This window comes from Schinkia azotoformans (assembly GCF_035811335.1).
GTDB classification, from domain to species: Bacteria; Bacillota; Bacilli; order Bacillales; family Bacillaceae_J; genus Schinkia; species Schinkia azotoformans.
In genome coordinates, this window is record NZ_JARSMD010000017.1 from 1 (window position 1) to 20444 (window position 20444).

Consider the following 20444-nt stretch of genomic DNA (forward strand, 5'->3'; position numbering starts at 1 on the left):
GATGGGATTAGGCTTTTGTCGTTATGTAATTACTTCCATGACTGACAAAGATATTGGCGAAATTATTAAGATTTAGCGTCATAGACATTGATTGAAAACACGTTGGCTCTATCAATAACATTTAATGTTTCATAACATATATCTTTAATTTCCTTGTTTGTTTCTCTAATTTCTTTGTTTATTTCTTGCATTTCTCTGATATTGTCCTGCATGTCTTTTAAATTCTGTTGCATATCATCAAAACATTTATTTAGGTCACGAATATTATCATTCATGTCATCAAGAATAACTTTTTGTTCATCAAGACATTCCCTTACACCTTTTACCTGTTTTTCGATTTTTAATAATTTGAATATGTTCATAACTGATTCCTCCTAGATTATTTGATAGAAATAAAAAAGAGAGTTGCTATAAACAACCCTCATAGAAAATTACCATTTATTACCTACTTGATTAATTTTTTAACGAATGTAGGTTTTTGCGGTATATAGAATTTGATTGGTAAATATTGAAAATGTAAAGGTTAAATGTAAATTATAATTAAAGTAATAATAGTAACAATTTGAACATTATAATCTATACGTTATCACTGTATATTATATGTACCGCAATTACCTACAGTTGTTAAAATTTTTATTAATAAATGGGTATATATGGTAATTAGTATGGTAAATCTTCAAGTGATATATCTACTCTCTCAATGTTGCCCCATACATTTTTCTTTTCTTCTTCTTTTACTTTCTTATATTCAGACACTTTCATTATTTTAATCTTCTCATATGCTACTGGCTTATCATTAAATAAATCATAATCATATACTCGATATGTATTTGCCATTCTATCCTTTTCAGATAGAGCCAAACAGAAATATTCTTGATTGTGAATACAATTTATCATATTGTATTTTTTCAAAATATCTAAATATTTATCTAATGTTCTTGCTTTAATCCCTGTCTCGGCTTCCATATCTTCAAGTGATATATCATATCCATCTTTGTGTAAATCATTCATTCTCTTTAAATAAGAATATAGATAAAATCCTATTGTTCCTATTGAATCATTATCCATACAATACATAAAAGTTTCAAAAGTAATATTGTGTGTATTGGATATATCTGAAAATACTCCATCTTCATCCCCATTATCATAATCTTGTTGCATTTGTTCATCATTAGGATAACGATAGAATCCATGAACAGGCATTTTAACTGAATAATTCTTTCCATTTAATTCATAGTAATGTTCAAGTAGCATTTTAGTATCATGACCTATTTCTTTATCATCTTTATTAATTTTTAAATCACTCAACATTTCATAACCTTCTACTTCACCATAAATATCCTTATTCAATCCGATTGGATAATCTGTAACTGTTTCAGTGTATTTCATTTGATCTAATAAACCATTTTTCTTGATGATAAAGTTTGATTCTCGATATTCTGCATTGTATCCCAGTATTTTTTTTATAATTTTTTGGTCAATACATTTACCCATATTAAACTTTGTGTATTTGTAGAGCCACATAATTAAATAGTAATAGGAATAGGCAAAAGCAATATAATTACTTTGAGATTCCTGTTTAGCATTTTGTTTCTTAATCGTTTTAAAATCCTCAAATATTTCATTTGGAATGTATACGTTATTTTCATAATCTACATTAACATCTAATAGTTTTTTGATTTCTTCAAATTTCATGGTATTACCTCCGATTATTTAATAGAATATTTATGGGTAATTCGATTATTTTGATTGCTTATATTCTTCTATGGCTTGTTGTAACTTTGTGTCTATAAAGTAAAGTGAAAAGAGTTTACCCGACTTTGGCTCTTTCGCCACTGTGATAAATTGAATCCCTTTTGTAGTTAAAAAATCTGATAATTTCTTGTTGTAGCAAAAAAAGTAATTTTTCATGTTCGTTCCTCCTAGAAATAAAGGAATGTCCATGATTGGACACCCCTCAAATTGTTGTATATTTCATTTCATTTTTTCTTGTAAGTGCAAAAGAAAAAAGCCGACTTGATAAGTCCGCTTTACTGTTGATATATCCTGTATTCTTTTTGGAGTTTAAATCTAATTTCTTTGTAAAGATTAAACTGTCTAAATAACCCCATTCCAATGTTGGAAATTGTTCTTTGAGATATTCTAAATCCAATGTAGTTTTCAAAGGATACTCTGTGAACAAATCCCATGTTTCAATTTTACCAACAATTGATTTATCTCTTTGAAATTGTGATAATTCGTATTGTGTGTGGCTCTGTAGCACATCATTAAACAATTCAAGTTCTAATTCTTTCTGATAATGTCTGAATGAATCATATGCTTCATACTTTGGATTGAGATAGTAACCGAGAAAATAAGAATCCACACCCATCAATATTTTCATTTGTTCCTGTGTTAGATTTTTAAATGTATCCCCATTATTGAACAATGACAATATCATTAGTAATGTTGAGCCAGCATATTTAGTAAAATAATTATCTCTATGTATTCCGTTAATATTATTTATGTTGATTGACAAAGGATTTACTTTATCATCTTTATGTATTCTTGTAACGTGATTGCAAAATGTTTTAATTCGTTCATCTTCAATGGCTAGATCAACCCCAATTAATTTATCTGAATTGATTTTCTCATTGAAATAGATTGAATTAAAATCATAGAACATAGCAATATCACAACCAAATAATTTTCGTAATATTAAACAACTAAAATAACTGTCTAAATCATTTGTAAGTATCAATTTATGTTCATTCGTAATTTCCTTATACCATTGTGGTAATCTTTCTTTTAAATTTTGTTTCATACGTTAATGAAAGAGTGAAACTCTCCCACTTGCCTTTTATGTATCTGTAAAAATCCTCTGACAACAATATTTGTCGTCTATAACCGACACTCGACAATTTTGCCGAATGTCATCCTCCTTTTATCCTCAGACCATATTTGTTAATGATTCCTAATTTTCATTAACGGTCACAAAAATAAAAGGAAGTGGTCATGACGAATTTCTTTGTTCTTTCATTTATTCACCTCCACTTTTGATTAATTATTAGAATCTATATAATCTCTATATCTCTTTATTTTTTCATTTGACATGGAACAATCACCTGTTTCAAATCTGCTTATCATTGATTGTGTCACACCGGTAACTTTTGCAATTTCTGATTGAGAAATTTTCTTTTTTCGTCTTTTGATTAAGTATTCATCCCTTATATCCATCCTCGTTTTCTCCTAGATTAAATTAAAAAGAGGATGTCAAATAATTTGACACCCTCAATTATGTATTTAATTAAATACCAACTGTAACAACCGCAACCGCCTTTTTGCTACCAACTTTAAGAGTAGTTTCAGCAATGACATGACCTTTTACAGAATCACCTGTTTTTGCAAGTGGTTCAAAGTGCGGTTCTCTTAAATATGCAAGGTCAACATAAGAATCATTGAATACTACCATTTTATCAACTGGAACATTTTTACTTAAAATGAAGTTTACTGTTCCATAGTTAGTTGATACAGAATCAACAAGTAAACCGAAGTTAGTTGTAACGTGATTGTAGTTGTAACGATCTTTATAGATAGCGTCAACATCTTCTTTGATATCCGCATTTACAAGTGCATAATATGTACCTTCCGCTAAATCTTGATTCCATAGGTTACGCATTACATCTTTAATGCCTTGTTCAGTCATAGCACCGCCTGTAACCGTTAAAGCATTAGAAGAATCTGCAAATTCGATTAATCCACTTAATTGACGTTTGAATGGAGTTACACTTCCATCTGCCTTGATACCGTTAATTAATTTCTTTTCAATATTAATTTTCAACTCTAGTAAACGGTCATTTACTTCTTCTGCTAATTGACTAGATTTCATTGCAACCGCAGTACCAGTGATTGAAGCACCCTTTTTGAAAATTTCAAGGATATTAGATAATTCTGCACGTGCAGATTCAAAGAATACAGTAGTATCTTCACCTTCAACCGCACTAATATCATCAGTTTGGTCGAGAACTTTTTCTCTCCAAGTGTAAACAGTAGATAATGCCTTTTCAATGTTACCTTTAGACATTAATAAAGATGTAAGTGGTGTTGCCTGTACTCCAATAATTGCAATTTCCTTCGCTAATGAAATTTGTTCCGCATTTGTAAAATTACTTGATTTAAACATTTAACATTTCCCCTTTATAAGTTATTTTTAATTATTTAAATAAATTGGCTAGTTTAGAGCCAATCATTCCAACTGTATTTTTTTCTGTTTCAAACTTTGAATATTGATCTTGATTTTTGTGATTGTCTGGAACATAACCTGTTGAAACTTTAATGTCATTTACAATTGTTCCTAGTGCCTTTACAACCTCTTTCAATTCATCTTCATTAGAAACTTTTACAACACTTGCAAACTTTTCAAGACCATTTTCTTTAAGTGTCAAGTTTACTTCCTTGACAAATAATTCTTGTTGCTTAGTTTGAATTGCTTTTTCCTCATCTGTTAAATCCTTTGGAAGTTTAGTTTTCACATCTTCCAATTCTGTCTTGATAGGATTCAGAAATTCTGTTTCCCATTGTCCTTTGGCTTGTGCAATTTGTTCATTAACTTGCTCCTGTGTGAATGTTACATCTGACATTCTTTCAACCTCCTAGATTAATTAAAATGAATTGTTACCGAATCTCTGGATAGAATCGGTTTATTATTAACCATGCCAACAAACTCGAATATAAATTCGTTCAATTCATTGGCAGGTACATAATCATAAAAAAATACACCTACATCTAATTTGTACGTGTCATCTAAAATAAACTGTTCAATTTGAGTTTTGTTAGTGTCGTAGATAGTAAGTTTTACATTAGTAGGATTAACTGATTGACCATTAAAATCCTTAAAGTTTACTTTTAATCTTACTGTATCACCTTGTAACATTATTCAATCACCTCCGAGAATGAAGGATTTACTATGTAATTAGTAGTGGACATATTATCCATTGTATAAGCACTAGAATTGTTTTCTATGACGTTTACAATTGCTTTATACATTCTTATATCTAATGGATAAAGTACGTCTACACCGCCCGAAATAGGCGATACAAACGACATTAAATTTTTAAACGTCTTTGTCTTACGTTCTACACTTGCAGAAATTGGATTCATAAATGTTGCAACTGTTTCAGTGCTACTTCTAACACTTCTATGGCTCTGTATAGCGTTTGAATTAATTGATAATAGATAAGTGTCTATATTCCTAATCGTTGCTATATGACGCTTAGAATCACTCTGAATGGCATGCAAAAGTGAATTAGTATTAATAGTTGATTTAATAGTTTTTCCTAAATTTCCGAAAAAGTTATTACTATAAGAATTAACTGTAATTGTTTCAATCTTAGGTGGGGCAGTAGGTACTCCAAACACTTGTAAATATGGATAATCATTATTCATTCCCCATACATTCACAAAATCCCAATTTACATATGATGATTGAGTTTTCATTTCACTTGTTGTTAATCCTGTTCCCCCAGCCGATATAGTTTGACCGCTTGTATTAATATCCCAATAAGAATCAGTTACGTTTGCAAGATAATCGTTTGAGCCAATTAGACCGCCATTAAACAAATTTGGGTCTGGTGTAACTGTAACTAATCCTGTTGAGTATGATTTTTTTATGTATGAGGTTGGATTAATAACATTACCAACTAATCCACCGACACGACCTTTTCCCGTTACAATAGCATTTGAAAAACAGTTTTCAATTGTACCACCAAAATATCCAACAAGACCGCCTACACCATATTGACCATTAACTGTACCACCTGTGGTGTAACAATTTGAAATCGTTGTTGTTCCTAATGTATATCCTGCAAGGATTCCAACATAGTTTTGCATGTTACTTGTCACATTAGCATTTTCAATTGCTACATTAGAAATTGTTGCATTTTCTAAATATCCGAATAAGCCAACATTTTGAGATGATATATTAATTGTAAGATTTTTAATTTTGAATCCTTTACCATTGAATATTCCTTTGAATTTACTTGTTGAATTTCCTATTGGTGTAAAGTTTCCGAATCCTGACATATCAATGTCATTTGTTAATTCATAATCACTTAAAAGATTATTTCTTACATTATTTAATTCCTGCGGTGTGCTAATAAGAATTGGCATTTAATCAACCCCTTCTTAAATCACCTGTGGTACTTGTATTGAATGAATAACGGTCAACTCATCATCTACACTTGACATTGTAAATGCTGTAAATGTTTCATCTGAAAAACTTGTACCGCCTGTAGCAACATTGAAAATATGACTTGAAGCAAAAGTTTTCGGTAATGTAATGTCTACATCACTACCTTTGACAATAATTTGTAGTTTTAAAGTTTGATCTCCTACAAGATGTGTCCATGTTACTCTTGAATCACTTGGCGATAATCTTAAAATCGGTGTTCCCAAATCATCACGTAATTCAATATATTGCCAATTTGCTTGAATATAATCACGAATAGATTGATATGCACTTGTTGTAATTTCAGCCATCTATTATTCCCCCTTTTTTAAATTTGAAATTTGATTCTCTAATCTTTCCAATGATGAAACAATTCTTCCCATTTGTTCATTTTGTTTATCAATTTGTGCAGATAATTTATCTTCTCGTTGTTTGGCTTCTTTTCGTGTATCAAATAAGAGCCACACGAATAATACCGCAAAGATTCCCTGTGATAGCCATACATCTAATGGAATTTGTGTTATGTCCATTGTTGTTCACCTCCCTCATAAATATGAGTTAAAAAAATAAAATAGAGTAGCCAAATAATGACTACTCATAAACTAAAAAATGGAGGTTTAAAATGAAAGAATCTTTAGTAAAATTATGACTTTAGATACAACAAAAATCACAAAAGATTCTCGTATCGTAGAAGGAAATACATCCTTCATTCGTGGTCGATTAAATCGGCAACCAATGAAAAATATGATTCTTCTTCCTATATGCTAACTTTTTAAAAAATGTTAAACTCCTTGTGGCACAATGGATTCAAGCGTTTTTCTAATGGTGGTTATTTTCGTTTTACTTGCATATCCACTCTGATAAATACCATTTGATTTGTCCACATATTACCTTATAAACACCAAATTGAAAGTATCTAAACAGTTGATATATCTGTATTTTCTATTAATGGCTTGTGACAATCATTGTTTATTTTTGATGTTTTTGCACCCTATACCTATACTGATAAATACCACAAAAGGTCTTAATTTTTCCCCTTTCCAATAGGCAATTTTCAAAACCTTATTGTATCAAGGGTTGAAGCCCTGTTTTTGTGAAAATTTTGGTCATTTTTGAGCATTTTTTCACCTTATTCCACTCTGATAAATACCATTCTATTTTCCTAAATGAAAATCCCTTTCCACTTATCCACTTTCAAAACGTTGTCATATCAATACTTCAAGGCACTTTTTTCTGCAAATTTTGGTCAAAAATGAGTGTTTTTTGATCTACCTCCCTAAAAGGATATTAACGGACATTGAGAAAAGCCAGTAATATCAAGGGATTCGTGAAAATGGGTATGTTCTATTTGGTAAAGTTTTATCTAGTTCCTTAAAAGACAATTATCTCCTATTTGTAAAAATCGTTGATATACCCATGTTTATCAATGGTTTTATGAATATTTGATTGCAACTCAAATGGAAACTCACCGTTACTTCCCTAAAAGACAATTATCCCAATACTGCAAGAATCCATGTAAACATTGAGATTAATGGATATTTAGTATGTTCTATTTCGAACATGTTGTTCGTTTGGTCGTTACTTCCCTAAAAGGCGATTATCTAAATTGGATATTTCCCTTTATTATCAAGGTATTTGACAATATGGGTATGTTCTATTTGTACACGTTCATAAAATATGTGTTTTAAATTATTTAATTTTTATAATTCGTTTTTCTTTCAATATATAAAAATAGACAGTACCCCTATAAAATGCAGGTGTATCAATCAATTTGACGTTTTTCTATTTTATAACATCTTATTTTTCATTCTTTCCATAAGATAAAAATAGACTCAATACCCTATAAAACTAGTAATATCAATGATTTCAGCGTTTTTAAACTCTTCTTCCATTATATAAAAATAGACTCTATGTACTATAAACTCAATAATATCAATGGTTTTTACGATTTCCTATTGGTGGTTATTTCTTTTTCTATTATATTCCATAATATAAAAATAGATACATGGTATTTTAAATACTTAATATAATTGATTTTTTTGGTATTTAAAAATCGTTACATGTTTTTTCTTCTCTATCAATTATATAAAAATAGACACTACCCCTTGAAAGTGCTTGATACTATTGGGATTGAGCGAATGTCTGCTTCAAAAACTTTCCTCTATCATAAGTAACAAGAAAACTGAAAAACGTTTCACGCTTAGAGCCACAACGGATTGAGCCATGTTTTTAAATGGTAAAGTTTTCTCTATCATAGTAACAAGATTTCAAGAAATTGGTTTATCCTTACTCTCCGTTGAAGTTTGACGTTTTTCATTTGGTGGTTATTTCTCTTATCATAGTAACAGAAAAACTGAAAGTGTCACAAAGTCAATAGTAGTAATGGATTGGAGGGTGTTTCTATTACTTCACATATAATGTTTCCCCTTGTATTCTATTCTGATAAATAAGTTCTATTGTATGACATTCTTCCTTTAGGGTACATTATCTAAAAGTGCCACTAAAGTATTGATTTAATTGGATTTTAGACACTTTAACATGATTCAAATTTTTGTATGATGTTGATGTGTCAATGGTTTAAGACACTTCATTTTTATTAACATTTTTTCATCCTTGTATATCTATTCTGATAAATACCATTCTAAACTTCTAGCAACGATATATTAATTTATTCCGATTAATCAATACAATACAATTGATTTAAACACATATCTATTTTGGAATATGGTTAGTCCTGACAGGATAGTTTGTTGTAGATTTATGATAGTTGAGTCATGAAAATGGGCATAGAATTTATTCTATATCATGTACCTTGACATTTATTAGTAGACCGTTTACTATTAAATTGTCAGATAACTTATTGGATAGTGGTCTTTAGTTAATTAAGACACGTTGATACAACTACTTTTACGATTAATTCCTTTAAAATTGCATGGCATGCAAGAGGTCGTCGGTTCGATCCCGATTGTCTCCATACCAAACATGTTAAAAGAGGCGGCAGATATTGTTGCCTTTTTTATTTTCTATCTACAAAAATCCTAGGGAATGCTTCCTCCCTAGGATTTTTTTCGTCTTGATTACACACTTTGTGAAATAGGCTTTGGCTTGTCCAACAGGAACCCCTGGCAAATATCCACACCTAAATATTTTGCAATCGACAAGTCCGTCTCCTGTTCGATCCCAACAAGCACTACTTTTATATCCGAATTATGTGCATAGTTGATTAATGATTTAATCATTTGTTGCTTTTGCTTTGAATTGGATAGGTTTCGAGAGAAAAAGCGGTCAAGTTTAATATAATGGGGCTCCAATTCAATAATCAAATCCAGCGTTGACCAGCCTTTACCGACATCATCAATCGCAATAAGATAGCCAAGTTCCTTTAAAAGATTTATTCGCCCTTTCAAACTAGAAATATCTTCTACATAATCTGTATTTACGATTTCAAAAACGATATTTTGTCTCTTAGCAGGAAAGTCAGTTGACATCTTTTTTATAAAGGTCGGGAATTCGTGGTGTAGAATCGTTGATGGAAATATATTTATAAATAAGAGGTCTTTTAATGTGTTTTCTTCAGAGTGGTAGGTTTGTAATACTTTAAAAATTGACTTTGTTTCAAGTTCATACAACTTATTCACTAATTTTGCTTGGCTAAATATTAAGTCTGTTTCCCCCAATTTCGAACGGAGCAATATTTCTGCACCAATTCTCGACCAGTCTAAGGCTGAATATAATGATTGAGAACAGTGGTAAAAATCATCCTTTTCGATTAATTGGTATATTGCTGAATTTGTAATCATATTTATTGCCCTTTCTGTTTCTTACATACTTGCTGTATTATTAACTACTAGTATACAACAATTTTTGACCTGCTTCTATTAATTAGAAAGGCAAAAAATCGACAATTGTCATCAAGCTATTGTCGATTTTTAATTTATCATTCATCGTAATTATGAAAAAGTTTCATAAAAAGCGAGTATTCTAGAAAATAATTCTTCACTTTTTTCTAAAATCAAATAGTGACCAGCCCCGTCAATTTTTTCAATTGCTAATTTTTTTGCAACTTCAAGAAGCTCTTCTTCTGCTGTTTTCGGAATTAAAAGATCCTCTGAGCCATAAATAGCAAGCAATGGAATATTTAGCTGACTAACTTTGCTTTTTCCATTCTTATAATTTGCACAATTAGTAAAGTCTTTCACTATTGTCGCTTTGGAATTATAATATAACTCTTTCCTTTCTTCTTCTAATAATGCAGGATCCACTGCCTGCCCGTAGGAAGCTTTAAAAAACGACTCAGGAAAAAGCGCTTCAGATGACAATTTTTCCAGCACTTTAGGGTGAACCGGCAATTGAAAATGACTGTTAATTAAAACTAGCCCTTTCACATTCTCAGTTCTTGCAGCTATTTCAATTCCAATTAACCCGCCCATAGAATGGCCGATTATGATGACATTACTATTTATTTCTTCATTTATTTGGGCTGCAAATTCTTCAATACTTTCAGGAACCTTATTCGGGTCCTCTCCGTGCCCTGGTAAATCGATGATCGAATATATTATATCTGTACGGTCAAGTTCGTCCTTTAGTTTTCTCCACTTACTCTTAGTTCCACCTGCACCATGTAAAAATAAAAGCTTTAGATTATTCATTTTGACCCCGCTAATATATTTTTTGCAATGATAATCCGTTGAATCTGATTTGTGCCTTCATAAATCTGAGTGATTTTTGCATCGCGCATCATTCTTTCAACCGAGTACTCATGTGTATATCCATAACCGCCTAATAACTGAACAGCATCAACGGTAACTTTCATTGCTACATCCGACGCAAACAATTTGGCCATAGACGAGGCTTTGGTTACTTCCGGATTTTTCCCTTCTACCCCTAATTCATTGACTTTTTCTGCTGCTTGATAAACAAGTCCCCGTGCTGCCTCAATTTGTGTGGCCATATCCGCAACCATAAACTGAACACCTTGAAATGAACCAATTTTCTTTCCAAACTGTTCTCTTTCAGCAATGTAGGCTAAACTTGAATCAAGTGCGCCTTGGGCAATACCCAGTGCTTGAGCCCCCACTGTCGGTCTTGATTTATCGAATGTTTTCATTGCCAATACCCAGCCTTGCCCTTCCTCTCCAATTATATTGTCGGCAGAAACGCGGCAGTCTTCGAAAAATAATTGGGCTGTAGGAGAGCCTTTAATGCCCATCTTCTTTTCCAGCTTACCTACTTCAAGCCCTGGTGTGTCACTGTCTACGACAAATGCAGTAATCCCTTTTTCCGTTTTTGCAAAAACAGTATAAAAATCGGCTACACCGCCATTTGAGATAAAGATTTTTTGACCGCTCAGTATATAATCATTTCCATCTTTTTTCGCAAATGTTTGTAAGCTTTGGACATCCGAACCGGCATTCGGTTCAGTCAGGGCATACGCTGCTATTTTCTTACCCGATGCAATATCCGGCAGATATCTTCTTTTAAGATCCTCTGAACCACCAATCAAAATAGGCAATGTCCCTAATTCCTGGACGACAACTACCTGGGAAGAGGAGGCACATACACGGGATATTTCCTCAACTATAAGGCAAAAACTCAACAGATCAAGACCAGACCCACCATATTCTTCAGGGATATTGGCACCAAGATAACCATATTGCGCCAATAAATCTTTAATATCCATCGGATATACTCCAGCTTCATCTATATCATTTGCACGTGGCTTAATTTTTTCTTGCGCCAGTCGATGAATACTCTCCCTAATTTCAAGGTGGTCTGGCGATAATTGAAATAACATGGATTCATTCCTCCTACACTACTTTGTCAGTTACATCCTCTAACAGATACTTTTGAATCTTCCCGCTTGGCGTTTTTGGAAGAATGTCAATGAATCGATATTTTCTTGGACGTTTAAATGGTGCCAATTTTTCCCCGTCTATTAAATACTGATCTAGGTCGTTCGCTTCTAGATTGCTTCCTTCTTTTAAGACAACATATCCGACAACTATTTGGCCCCATTTCGGATCAGGCTCACCAATGACCGCTACTTCCAGCACATCAGGATGTTCAAGCAACTGATCTTCTACTTCCCTCGGATAAATATTTTCAGCACCAGAATTTATCATGTGATCAATACGATCACGAATCCAAACATACCCTTCCTCATCGAGCGAGCCTAAATCACCTGTGTGATACCAACCATAGGCGAGTGCTGCTTTCGTTGCATCAGGGCGTTTATAATACCCCTCCATCACACAAGGGCCTTTCACAAGAATTTCACCAACTTCACCAATACCACAAAGATCATCAGGATGTGTTGGACCATCTGGATTTACCCTTGCAATCCGAACTTCATGCGTCAAAATAGCCTTCCCGGCTGAACCAGCTTTTTCAAGCTGCTCATCACTATACAATACCGACATAACAGGGCCCATTTCAGTAGTGCCGAACATTTGAACAAGCCCAGCATTTGTTCTGGCTTGAAATTCCCTAATAAGGACAGGTGCCATGGATGCGCCGCCATATCCTAAAAGTCGAAGCTTCGATAAATCATACTTATCAAAATCTTCATCATTCAGCAGCATATTCACCATCGTTGGGGCTGCAAACATATGGGTAACCTTAGCCTCCTCTAATGTTTTAAGAACTAACTTCGTGTCAAAATGATGGAGCAAAACATTCGTAGCACCTACTTGTAATCTAGGTAAAAACGATGTATGAAGCTCTGCTGTATGATTTAATGGAGCAATGGTCAGTCCGATATCCTCTTTTGTGAACCCCTGACATTGCATCATTAGAAAATTATGATGGACCATATCACGATGCTTGTGGAGAACACCTTTTGGTTTGCCTGTCGTGCCGCTTGTATACATCATGATATATAGATCGTTTTCACTTACCTCGACCGGTTGAAAGCCCAGACTTTTATTAATAAGTTCATAGAAATCAAGTGACCCCGATGGCGCATCGTCATCGACAAAAATGAAATGATCTACATTTACACCTAAATCTGCTGTTTTTCTAATCGTTTCAGCGACGACTCCTTCATATAAAAGGACAGTTGATCCTGCATCATTTAATATGTACTGCAGCTCATGCGCCGTTAACCGATAATTTATTGGATTAAAAATAGCACCGAGCTTTGCTGCAGCGAAAAGAGCAATAACAAATTCACTAGTGTTATATAAAAAGGTCGATACAACATTTCCTTTCTTAACACCTAAATTTTGAAGTGCCCCAGCTAAGTTGTTCACTTTTTCTTTAAGCTCGCTATACGTCCATTGTTGATTCTTTCTTTCATATATAATCGCAAGTTTTTGCGGGAAATTTTCTGCCGACCAATCTATTAAACTACCAACAGTTACACTCATCCTAATCCCACCTCTTCCTACTTATATTCAAAAAATCCCTTCCCAGTCTTTCTGCCAAGATGACCTGCTCTTACAAGCTTTCTAAGTAATGGGGCAGATCGATATTTAGAATCCTGAGTATTTTCATACAACGAGTCCTGAACAAATAATAAAGTATCAAGACCAATTAAGTCGGCTAGAGCTAATGGCCCAATTGGATGATTGGCCCCGAGCTTCATCCCCCGATCAATATCCTCTGCACTTGCTACCCCTTCCTGTAGTACAAAAATGGCTTCATTGATCATAGGAACTAAAATACGATTTACAGCAAACAACGGCGATTCATTCACCTCGATCGATTCTTTCCCAAGTGATACAACAATTTTCTTTGTCTTTTCATACGTCTGTTCGCTCGTATCATACCCACGGATCAACTCGACAAGCTTCATAACAGGAACTGGATTAAAAAAGTGGCAACCAATTACTCTTGAAGGATTAGGAACGACGCTCGCTACTTCCGTAATACTCAAACCTGAAGTATTACTTGCAATAATGGCATTCTCACTAACTACTTGACTGATTTCCTTGAAAACTTCTTTTTTTAAGTCAATATTTTCACTGATCGCTTCAATAAGAAATTCTGCATCTGCGATACGATTCCAATCTGTTGTTACAGTTAGCAGCTGTTCCAATTGAGTTTTCTTTTCTGTAGTTAGCCTTCCCTTCTCAATCGACCGTTCCCAGTTTCTTTGAATTTGTTTTAGCCCCCGCGTAAACAGCGTCTCCTCCTTTTCCACTGCAATAACTTGATAGCCAGCTTCTACAAAAGTTTGGGCAATTCCTGAACCCATTGTTCCAAATCCGATTACGGCAACTATTTTTGGCATTTCCATTTCTCCTATCGTTTCAAAAATTTTGGTTGTCTTTTTTCAAGAAAGGCTGTGACCCCTTCATTTTTATCCGTAGTTTCACATAATTCACCAAAAAATCGAGCCTCTAATTCAAGCCCTTCCGCTAATGGCAAATCAATGCCGATATTGATTACTTTTTTCGCAAACTCAACCGCTATCGACCCTCGTTGCTTAATTTTTTCTGCCCACTCTTTTGCTTTTACAAGTGGAGATTCATCAGTTATTTCTTCCACCAGACCAAATTTAAAAGCCTCTTCAGCCGCGAAAAATTCACCGGAGAAAATAATCTGTTTCGCTTTCCCAATGCCTATTAGTCTTGCTAGTCTCTGTGTTCCGCCGTAGCCGGGAAGTATCCCCAGTTTAACTTCTGGAAATCCAAAGGTTGATCTACTTGAAGCTATTCTGAAATCACAGGCCAGCGCAAGCTCAAATCCGCCTCCTAATGCAAAGCCATCAATAGCAGCAATGACGGGCTGCGGCAATCTTTCGATTTTAGTAAAAATGCTCTGCCCCCGTTTGCATAATTCTTCACCAGTCTCTTTGTTCAGAGTTGAAAATTCGCGAATGTCGGCTCCAGCGACAAAAGCTTTGTCTCCAGCTCCAGATATAATAACAACATCTATTTCACTATTAATGATGTCATCTAAAGTTATAGATAACTGATGTAAAACCTCTTCATTCAACGCATTCACCGGTGGTGCATCAATGGTGATAAACGCAATCCGATCCTCTGTCCGAAGGTGTATCTTTGACATAATAATTGATTCCTCCTATTTAACGATTTTTCATCCAATCCGGTTTACTATAGCCTTGGAATTGTTCATCAATTACTTTTTCAAATTCCGCTGATTCCACTGCTTCCAGGATATCTTTTGTAAATGCAGCCTCTAAATCTTTTGTATTTACAACAACGTTATTCAAATAATCAGCAGGTATGTTCTCTAATTGAAGGGCATCTTGTAAGCTTAAACCTGCTGCTAAAGCAAAGTTACCGTTGATGGCGGATAAATCCGTACTCTCCAAAGACCTTGGTAATTGGGCTGCTTCAATCGGTTGGAAAACTAAATTCTTCGGATTTTCAATAATATCTTTTTCAGAAACAGTAAGTGGGTTAGCATTTTGATCAAATTTGATTAGACCGACATCCTGTAAGATTAATAGCGCCCTAGCAAGATTCGTTGGATCATTCGGTATTGCTACAGAGCTGCCTTCCTTAACCTCATCAATAGATTGATATTTATGCGAATAAATCCCCATTGGAACAGTAGGAACAGGTGACACAATAGAAAGTTCTAGATTATTGTCTTTTGCAAATGTTTCCATATAAATTTTGTGTTGATAAAGATTGGCGTTCAATGAACCATTTCCAAGCGCAATATTGGGTTGAATGTAGTCGCTAAACTCAATGACTTCTACTTTATAGCCCTTTTGTTCAAGGATTGGTTTAATTGCCTTTGAAACCATATCGCTATATGGTCCAACAGTTGCCCCGATTTTAAGTTCTTTAATTTCCTTAGAACCTTCGCTCGTGGCCGCTTGACTTGTCTTTCCACTTTGTCCGCAGCCTGTTAAAATACCTACTAGCAAAACAAATAATAATATTGGTAAAACAACTTTTTTAAATTTCTTCATCATATACTCTCCTTCATTATTCATAGTTTTTATATTTAAGTACTTGGTTTAATCTCATTAGCGTTTATCTACAAAACGGGCAATTTTATCTCCACCGAATTGTATAAACTGCACTAGGACGATCAAAATAATGATTGTCGTAAACATTACAGTATTATCATAGCGATAATATCCAAAGCGGATCGCTAAATCACCGATACCACCGCCGCCAACGATACCGGCCATCGCAGAATATCCAACTAAACTAATCGTTGTAAGGGTCAACCCTTGAATAACACTTGGCTTTGCTTCAGGCAATAGTACATCCTTAATAATCATCCATGGTGTTGCACCAACTGCCACGGCTGCTTCAATGACCCCTTTGTCAATTTCACGTAGTGATGCCTCGACGATTCTTGCAAAAAACGGAATTGCTGCAACAGATAAAGAAACGGAGGCTGCTGTTGGCCCGATTGTTGTCCCTGTAATCAACTTTGTTAATGGGAGCAATGCCACTAGCAAAATAATATAAGGGATTGAGCGCACAATGTTAACGATGATCCCAACAATGGATTGAACGCGAATATTTTCTAAAAATAATCCTTTATCAGTCACGAATAATACCAGTCCTAATGGCAAACCTCCTACAATCGCAATCGTTAAAGAAATGAAAACCATATAGATCGTTTGAAAAAATGCTTTATTCAAGTCAGGTAATAGGTTTATCAAGGAATCAAGCAGCATCATCGAACACCTCCAATACTTCAACCCGTTGTTTAATGAAGCTAAGAGCACGTTCAATTTCAATTGATTCGCCTATTACTTCCATAATAAAAATACCGAGTGGCACTTCCTTGATGTATTCAATTTTTCCGTGAAGTATATTTCCTTTAATATTAAAAGTCTGAAGCATATCTGATACAATCGACTCCTCTGCTACCTCTCCTTTGAAAACAATTTTTACAATTTTTCCTTTTTTATTTGCGATTAGCCGATCAGGTAATCCGAAATGTAAAATTGTATTAATAAATTCTTTTGTTAAATCTTCCTTAGGATTAGCAAAAACTTCATACACCGTACCTTCCTCGATCACTTTTCCTGACTGCATAACCGCAACTTTGTCACAAATTTCTTTAACAACTTCCATTTCATGAGTGATCAGAACAATGGTTAAACCGAGATCCTCATTAATCTTTTTTAGTAGCTTAAGGATTGCTTTAGTCGTTGTAGGATCCAATGCCGATGTTGCTTCATCACATAGAAGTACATTTGGTTCATTCGCTAACGCCCTTGCAATGGCTACCCGCTGTTTCTGTCCGCCGCTTAATTGCGAGGGAAAGCTATCTTTTTTATCTTCAAGTCCCACTATCTCTAAAAGCCCAAGGACACGGTCTTGAATTTCAGCTTTAGATTTCCTTGCTGCCTTTAATGCGAAAGCAACATTCTCAAAAACAGTCTTCGAACTTACTAAGTAAAAATGTTGAAATATCATGCCAATCTTCAGACGCGCTTTCCTAAGCTCTACTTTATTTAAGGAAGTAAGTTCAACTTGATCAACATATACTTCTCCAGAAGTCGGCTTTTCTAATAAATTTAAACACCGTAAAAGTGAACTTTTTCCTGCTCCACTATACCCAATAATCCCAAAAATCTCTCCTTTTGCTATTTTCAGAGATACATGATCCACCCCCACTACAATTCCTTTTTTTGAATGATAACTTTTCACAAGGTTGTGAACTTCGATCAAATTCCCCACTCCAATCTTTGATAATTTAGGGCTTTTAACAAAATAAAAAAGCCCCTAAAGTTTTAGTACATAGTTGCACCTAAAAACTAAAGGAGCCTTCGGTGGTCCGATCGGCAAAAATATAATTTTGTTAGAGTCTTACTTTTAACTTTCATTTGTTCTAGGAGTCTTTGCTTTTTTTTGTTGTAATTGAAACCGGTGTTTTTCATTCTTTTCAATTTGTGTCACCTGTGAATCATGAACTGTTATTTGAACCGTTCCAAATTCTAAGCCTTCTAATGCATAAATAATTTTCTCAAGAACTTGGTGATCAATTCGTGTGTTTAAAGACAATGAAACCCTCTCCTCCCCAATCTTTTTTACATGTAAAAAACCCTCGTTCATTTTGAAAGAGGGTTAACCTGACAATGTCAATTTTCACCTTATCTTTCAGAATGAAATCATTCTGCAGGATTTAGCACCGTTCCATTATGGAGGTTGCTGGACTTCTATGGGCCTGTTCCCTCAGTCGCTCTTGATAAGAAATTATTATATTGATTAGTAATTAATGTCTATAATAAAACCAAGTAATCCAATTGTCAATGAATTATTTAAATTTTTTAAATAATAAAGAAAAAGGCATAGCCCAAGAATAGGCCATGCTTTTGCTTGCATACATTATGCTACTACAAACTCAAAGTTTGCAGATAATTTTACATCTTTACCAACTAGGAAGCCACCAGTTTCAAGCGCTGCGTTCCAAGTTAAACCGTAATTTTCACGGTTGATTTTTCCTTCCACATCGAATCCTGTTACAGTGCTGCCATCCATTGGATTTTTAGAAACACCGCTAAATTCTACTGTAAACTTTTCTGTATTTGTTACATCTTTAATTGTAACTAATGCTGTTAATTCATATTCTTCATCAGAGATTTTTTTAATCGATTGACCTTCGATTTTGATAGTTTGGTATTTTTCTACGTCGAAGAAATCTGCTGAACGTAGGTGTCCATCACGGTCATCATTATTTGTACTGATCGATGCGGCATCAATTGTTGCAGTTATTTTTAAACCTTCAAGATTATCAATATCACCTTCAACAGCAACATCGAAGTTTTTGAATTCACCTTTTGCCTTGGAAACCATCATGTGTTTCACTTGAAATCCGATCCCACTGTGTACTTTATCTAATGTAAATGTTGACATATTATTCGTCCTCCTAAAGTTCATTGTTTATTTTTTTATTAACTTACTTTATGTAACTAAATATAATATATTTATCAAATCACGTCAAGTAATTTTGAGAAAAAAAATTACTACAATAAGAATGGCAACTAATCATTGGAATACACAAAAAATCATTGTATAATTATCTAATAATTAAAAACAGATAAGAATAGTAGGAAAAGGGACTGATTATTAGATGAGATTTCAAGATCTTAAAAGTATGGATGAGCGGCTCGAATACATGGAAGAACTATCTCAACGTTTCTTAACAAGAGCTGCCAAGATTGACGAAGAAGGAGGTTTTCCCTTTGAAAATATTTCTGAACTTAAAAGCTCCGGCTATACTGAGCTTACACTTCCTGAAAAATTTGGAGGAGAAGCAATTTCTCTTTATGATCTTGTCAGGTTTCAAGAGTATATCGCAAGAGGGGATGGCGCCACTGCCTTATCAATTGGATGGCATATGGGGATTATTCAAGATCTAGGTGAAAAAAATTCTTGGAAGGAAGCCATGTTCAAAATGTTATCTGAGGATGTAAAAAAAGGAGCCCTTATTAATAACTGTGCGTCAGAACCGCAAACCGGCAGTCCAACGCGGGGGGGAAAGCCTACAACGACAGCTATTAAAGATGGAGATAAATGGATTCTTAATGGTAGAAAGACATTTTCTACAATGGCCCCTGTACTTGATTACTTTAACGTGACGGCTACAGTTCCGAAAACAGGAGCTATTGGGTACTTTTTAATTCCTCGAGCAAAAGCCGAGGTTAAAATTGTGGAAACGTGGGATAGTATCGCAATGAGAGGCACAGGTAGCCACGATTTAGTATTGAATAATGTCGAGGTAGAGGAGGATTACCAGGTAGAGTGGTTTGAACCGGGCAATAAAGGTGCTTCTGGCTGGTTGCTTCATATTCCAGCCTGTTACTTAGGAATTGCGCAAGCTGCTCAAAGCTATGCGATTAATTTCGCCAAGGACTACTCACCTAATAGTATTACAGGATCGATCATTGACTTACCATATGTAAAACAAAAAGTAGGGGAAATGGAATTAGAGTTACTGAGAGCACGACATTTTCTTTATTCAGTTGCAAAGCAATGGGATCACTCAAGTGAAGAGGAACGGAATCAATTAAAGCCAGAACTTGGAGCGGTTAAGCTTGCTGTAACAAATGCAGCGATAAAAGTTGTCGACCTGGCAATGAGAGTAGTAGGCGTCCAAAGTTTATCATCCAAAAATCCATTGCAACGATATTACCGCGATGTCCGTGCGGGTCTTCATAACCCGCCAATGGATGACATGACGATCCTTTTGCTGGCGGATAAAGCTATGAATAATAGTGATAAATAAGCTCTTTTAACTACCAATCCACTACAATAGAACTTGTAATAGATTGGTAGTTTTCGTTTTTTATAAT

23 protein-coding genes and 1 riboswitch are annotated in these 20444 nt (G+C 34.3%); of the genes, 1 reads left to right on the top strand and 22 read right to left on the bottom strand.

From position 1 onward, the window contains the following. Positions 1 to 65: 65 nt before the first annotated feature. The 22 genes from P9E47_RS09765 to P9E47_RS09870 form a co-directional block, all read right to left on the bottom strand. The gene (locus P9E47_RS09765; protein WP_326163301.1) at positions 66 to 362 is read right to left on the bottom strand and encodes a hypothetical protein; all 297 of its coding nucleotides are present in this window, start codon (positions 360 to 362) and stop codon (positions 66 to 68) included. 298 nt (positions 363 to 660) lie between these two features. Continuing rightward, a complete protein-coding gene (locus P9E47_RS09770) occupies positions 661 to 1695 on the bottom strand; it encodes a hypothetical protein (RefSeq protein WP_326163303.1) in 1035 nt (344 codons plus the stop codon). Positions 1696 to 1740: 45 nt separating this feature from the next. Next, positions 1741 to 1911, bottom strand: coding sequence for a hypothetical protein (locus P9E47_RS09775; protein WP_326163305.1), 171 nt, complete (start codon positions 1909 to 1911; stop codon positions 1741 to 1743). A gap of 46 nt (positions 1912 to 1957) precedes the next feature. Further along, the gene (locus P9E47_RS09780) at positions 1958 to 2803 is read right to left on the bottom strand and encodes a hypothetical protein (RefSeq protein WP_326163307.1); all 846 of its coding nucleotides are present in this window, start codon (positions 2801 to 2803) and stop codon (positions 1958 to 1960) included. Between the two features lie 236 nt (positions 2804 to 3039). After that, a complete protein-coding gene (locus tag P9E47_RS09785) occupies positions 3040 to 3216 on the bottom strand; it encodes a helix-turn-helix domain-containing protein (RefSeq protein WP_326163308.1) in 177 nt (58 codons plus the stop codon). Between the two features lie 70 nt (positions 3217 to 3286). Continuing rightward, positions 3287 to 4162: an SU10 major capsid protein gene (locus tag P9E47_RS09790; RefSeq protein ID WP_326163309.1), complete on the bottom strand. Its 876-nt coding sequence runs from the start codon at positions 4160 to 4162 to the stop codon at positions 3287 to 3289. A gap of 31 nt (positions 4163 to 4193) precedes the next feature. Beyond that, a complete protein-coding gene (locus P9E47_RS09795; protein ID WP_326163311.1) occupies positions 4194 to 4619 on the bottom strand; it encodes a hypothetical protein in 426 nt (141 codons plus the stop codon). A 17-nt stretch (positions 4620 to 4636) separates the two neighbouring features. Then, positions 4637 to 4912, bottom strand: coding sequence for a hypothetical protein (locus tag P9E47_RS09800; protein WP_326163312.1), 276 nt, complete (start codon positions 4910 to 4912; stop codon positions 4637 to 4639). After that, entirely contained in the window at positions 4912 to 6147 is a 1236-nt protein-coding gene (locus P9E47_RS09805) for a M26 family metallopeptidase (RefSeq protein WP_326163313.1), read from the bottom strand. The genes P9E47_RS09800 and P9E47_RS09805 overlap by 1 nt, the downstream gene beginning before the upstream one ends. A gap of 15 nt (positions 6148 to 6162) precedes the next feature. After that, positions 6163 to 6516, bottom strand: coding sequence for a hypothetical protein (locus P9E47_RS09810; protein WP_326163314.1), 354 nt, complete (start codon positions 6514 to 6516; stop codon positions 6163 to 6165). A gap of 3 nt (positions 6517 to 6519) precedes the next feature. Then, on the bottom strand, positions 6520 to 6735 hold the full coding sequence (locus tag P9E47_RS09815) for a BhlA/UviB family holin-like peptide (protein WP_326163315.1): 216 nt from the start codon (positions 6733 to 6735) through the stop codon (positions 6520 to 6522). A gap of 2547 nt (positions 6736 to 9282) precedes the next feature. Beyond that, positions 9283 to 10005, bottom strand: a complete 723-nt coding sequence (locus P9E47_RS09820; RefSeq protein ID WP_003332920.1) for an EAL domain-containing protein — start codon at positions 10003 to 10005, stop codon at positions 9283 to 9285. A 150-nt stretch (positions 10006 to 10155) separates the two neighbouring features. After that, positions 10156 to 10854, bottom strand: coding sequence for an alpha/beta fold hydrolase (locus P9E47_RS09825; RefSeq protein ID WP_326163316.1), 699 nt, complete (start codon positions 10852 to 10854; stop codon positions 10156 to 10158). Beyond that, positions 10851 to 11999, bottom strand: a complete 1149-nt coding sequence (locus P9E47_RS09830) for an acyl-CoA dehydrogenase family protein (RefSeq protein ID WP_326163317.1) — start codon at positions 11997 to 11999, stop codon at positions 10851 to 10853. The genes P9E47_RS09825 and P9E47_RS09830 overlap by 4 nt, the downstream gene beginning before the upstream one ends. Before the next feature lie 13 nt (positions 12000 to 12012). Next, positions 12013 to 13572: a long-chain-fatty-acid--CoA ligase gene (locus P9E47_RS09835; protein WP_003332917.1), complete on the bottom strand. Its 1560-nt coding sequence runs from the start codon at positions 13570 to 13572 to the stop codon at positions 12013 to 12015. Between the two features lie 17 nt (positions 13573 to 13589). After that, on the bottom strand, positions 13590 to 14438 hold the full coding sequence (locus P9E47_RS09840) for a 3-hydroxyacyl-CoA dehydrogenase NAD-binding domain-containing protein (protein ID WP_003332916.1): 849 nt from the start codon (positions 14436 to 14438) through the stop codon (positions 13590 to 13592). A gap of 11 nt (positions 14439 to 14449) precedes the next feature. Then, a complete protein-coding gene (locus P9E47_RS09845; RefSeq protein ID WP_326163318.1) occupies positions 14450 to 15217 on the bottom strand; it encodes an enoyl-CoA hydratase/isomerase family protein in 768 nt (255 codons plus the stop codon). Between the two features lie 19 nt (positions 15218 to 15236). Then, on the bottom strand, positions 15237 to 16094 hold the full coding sequence (locus P9E47_RS09850) for a MetQ/NlpA family ABC transporter substrate-binding protein (protein ID WP_003332913.1): 858 nt from the start codon (positions 16092 to 16094) through the stop codon (positions 15237 to 15239). A 57-nt stretch (positions 16095 to 16151) separates the two neighbouring features. Continuing rightward, on the bottom strand, positions 16152 to 16817 hold the full coding sequence (locus P9E47_RS09855; RefSeq protein ID WP_039957731.1) for a methionine ABC transporter permease: 666 nt from the start codon (positions 16815 to 16817) through the stop codon (positions 16152 to 16154). Beyond that, positions 16807 to 17820 carry a methionine ABC transporter ATP-binding protein gene (locus P9E47_RS09860; protein WP_326163319.1) on the bottom strand — a complete coding sequence of 338 codons (1014 nt, stop codon included), beginning with the start codon at positions 17818 to 17820 and terminating at the stop codon, positions 16807 to 16809. The genes P9E47_RS09855 and P9E47_RS09860 overlap by 11 nt, the downstream gene beginning before the upstream one ends. Positions 17821 to 17964: 144 nt before the next feature. Further along, positions 17965 to 18153, bottom strand: coding sequence for a YezD family protein (locus P9E47_RS09865; RefSeq protein WP_035198481.1), 189 nt, complete (start codon positions 18151 to 18153; stop codon positions 17965 to 17967). 86 nt (positions 18154 to 18239) lie between these two features. Then, a riboswitch (SAM riboswitch) is annotated at positions 18240 to 18344 on the bottom strand. A 133-nt stretch (positions 18345 to 18477) separates the two neighbouring features. After that, on the bottom strand, positions 18478 to 19005 hold the full coding sequence (locus tag P9E47_RS09870) for a YceI family protein (protein WP_326163320.1): 528 nt from the start codon (positions 19003 to 19005) through the stop codon (positions 18478 to 18480). A 217-nt stretch (positions 19006 to 19222) separates the two neighbouring features. On the opposite strand from P9E47_RS09870, the gene P9E47_RS09875 reads away from it, so the two are divergent. Beyond that, positions 19223 to 20377: an acyl-CoA dehydrogenase family protein gene (locus P9E47_RS09875; protein WP_326163322.1), complete on the top strand. Its 1155-nt coding sequence runs from the start codon at positions 19223 to 19225 to the stop codon at positions 20375 to 20377. Positions 20378 to 20444: the final 67 nt, after the last annotated feature.

Coding starts and splice junctions, on each gene's coding strand:
- P9E47_RS09765 (WP_326163301.1), bottom strand. CDS start 362: ATGAACATATTCAAATTATTAAAAATCGAAAAACAGGTAAAAGGTGTA.
- P9E47_RS09770 (WP_326163303.1), bottom strand. CDS start 1,695: ATGAAATTTGAAGAAATCAAAAAACTATTAGATGTTAATGTAGATTAT.
- P9E47_RS09775 (WP_326163305.1), bottom strand. CDS start 1,911: ATGAAAAATTACTTTTTTTGCTACAACAAGAAATTATCAGATTTTTTA.
- P9E47_RS09780 (WP_326163307.1), bottom strand. CDS start 2,803: ATGAAACAAAATTTAAAAGAAAGATTACCACAATGGTATAAGGAAATT.
- P9E47_RS09785 (WP_326163308.1), bottom strand. CDS start 3,216: ATGGATATAAGGGATGAATACTTAATCAAAAGACGAAAAAAGAAAATT.
- P9E47_RS09790 (WP_326163309.1), bottom strand. CDS start 4,162: ATGTTTAAATCAAGTAATTTTACAAATGCGGAACAAATTTCATTAGCG.
- P9E47_RS09795 (WP_326163311.1), bottom strand. CDS start 4,619: ATGTCAGATGTAACATTCACACAGGAGCAAGTTAATGAACAAATTGCA.
- P9E47_RS09800 (WP_326163312.1), bottom strand. CDS start 4,912: ATGTTACAAGGTGATACAGTAAGATTAAAAGTAAACTTTAAGGATTTT.
- P9E47_RS09805 (WP_326163313.1), bottom strand. CDS start 6,147: ATGCCAATTCTTATTAGCACACCGCAGGAATTAAATAATGTAAGAAAT.
- P9E47_RS09810 (WP_326163314.1), bottom strand. CDS start 6,516: ATGGCTGAAATTACAACAAGTGCATATCAATCTATTCGTGATTATATT.
- P9E47_RS09815 (WP_326163315.1), bottom strand. CDS start 6,735: ATGGACATAACACAAATTCCATTAGATGTATGGCTATCACAGGGAATC.
- P9E47_RS09820 (WP_003332920.1), bottom strand. CDS start 10,005: ATGATTACAAATTCAGCAATATACCAATTAATCGAAAAGGATGATTTT.
- P9E47_RS09825 (WP_326163316.1), bottom strand. CDS start 10,854: ATGAATAATCTAAAGCTTTTATTTTTACATGGTGCAGGTGGAACTAAG.
- P9E47_RS09830 (WP_326163317.1), bottom strand. CDS start 11,999: ATGTTATTTCAATTATCGCCAGACCACCTTGAAATTAGGGAGAGTATT.
- P9E47_RS09835 (WP_003332917.1), bottom strand. CDS start 13,572: ATGAGTGTAACTGTTGGTAGTTTAATAGATTGGTCGGCAGAAAATTTC.
- P9E47_RS09840 (WP_003332916.1), bottom strand. CDS start 14,438: ATGCCAAAAATAGTTGCCGTAATCGGATTTGGAACAATGGGTTCAGGA.
- P9E47_RS09845 (WP_326163318.1), bottom strand. CDS start 15,217: ATGTCAAAGATACACCTTCGGACAGAGGATCGGATTGCGTTTATCACC.
- P9E47_RS09850 (WP_003332913.1), bottom strand. CDS start 16,094: ATGAAGAAATTTAAAAAAGTTGTTTTACCAATATTATTATTTGTTTTG.
- P9E47_RS09855 (WP_039957731.1), bottom strand. CDS start 16,817: ATGCTGCTTGATTCCTTGATAAACCTATTACCTGACTTGAATAAAGCA.
- P9E47_RS09870 (WP_326163320.1), bottom strand. CDS start 19,005: ATGTCAACATTTACATTAGATAAAGTACACAGTGGGATCGGATTTCAA.
- P9E47_RS09875 (WP_326163322.1), top strand. CDS start 19,223: ATGAGATTTCAAGATCTTAAAAGTATGGATGAGCGGCTCGAATACATG.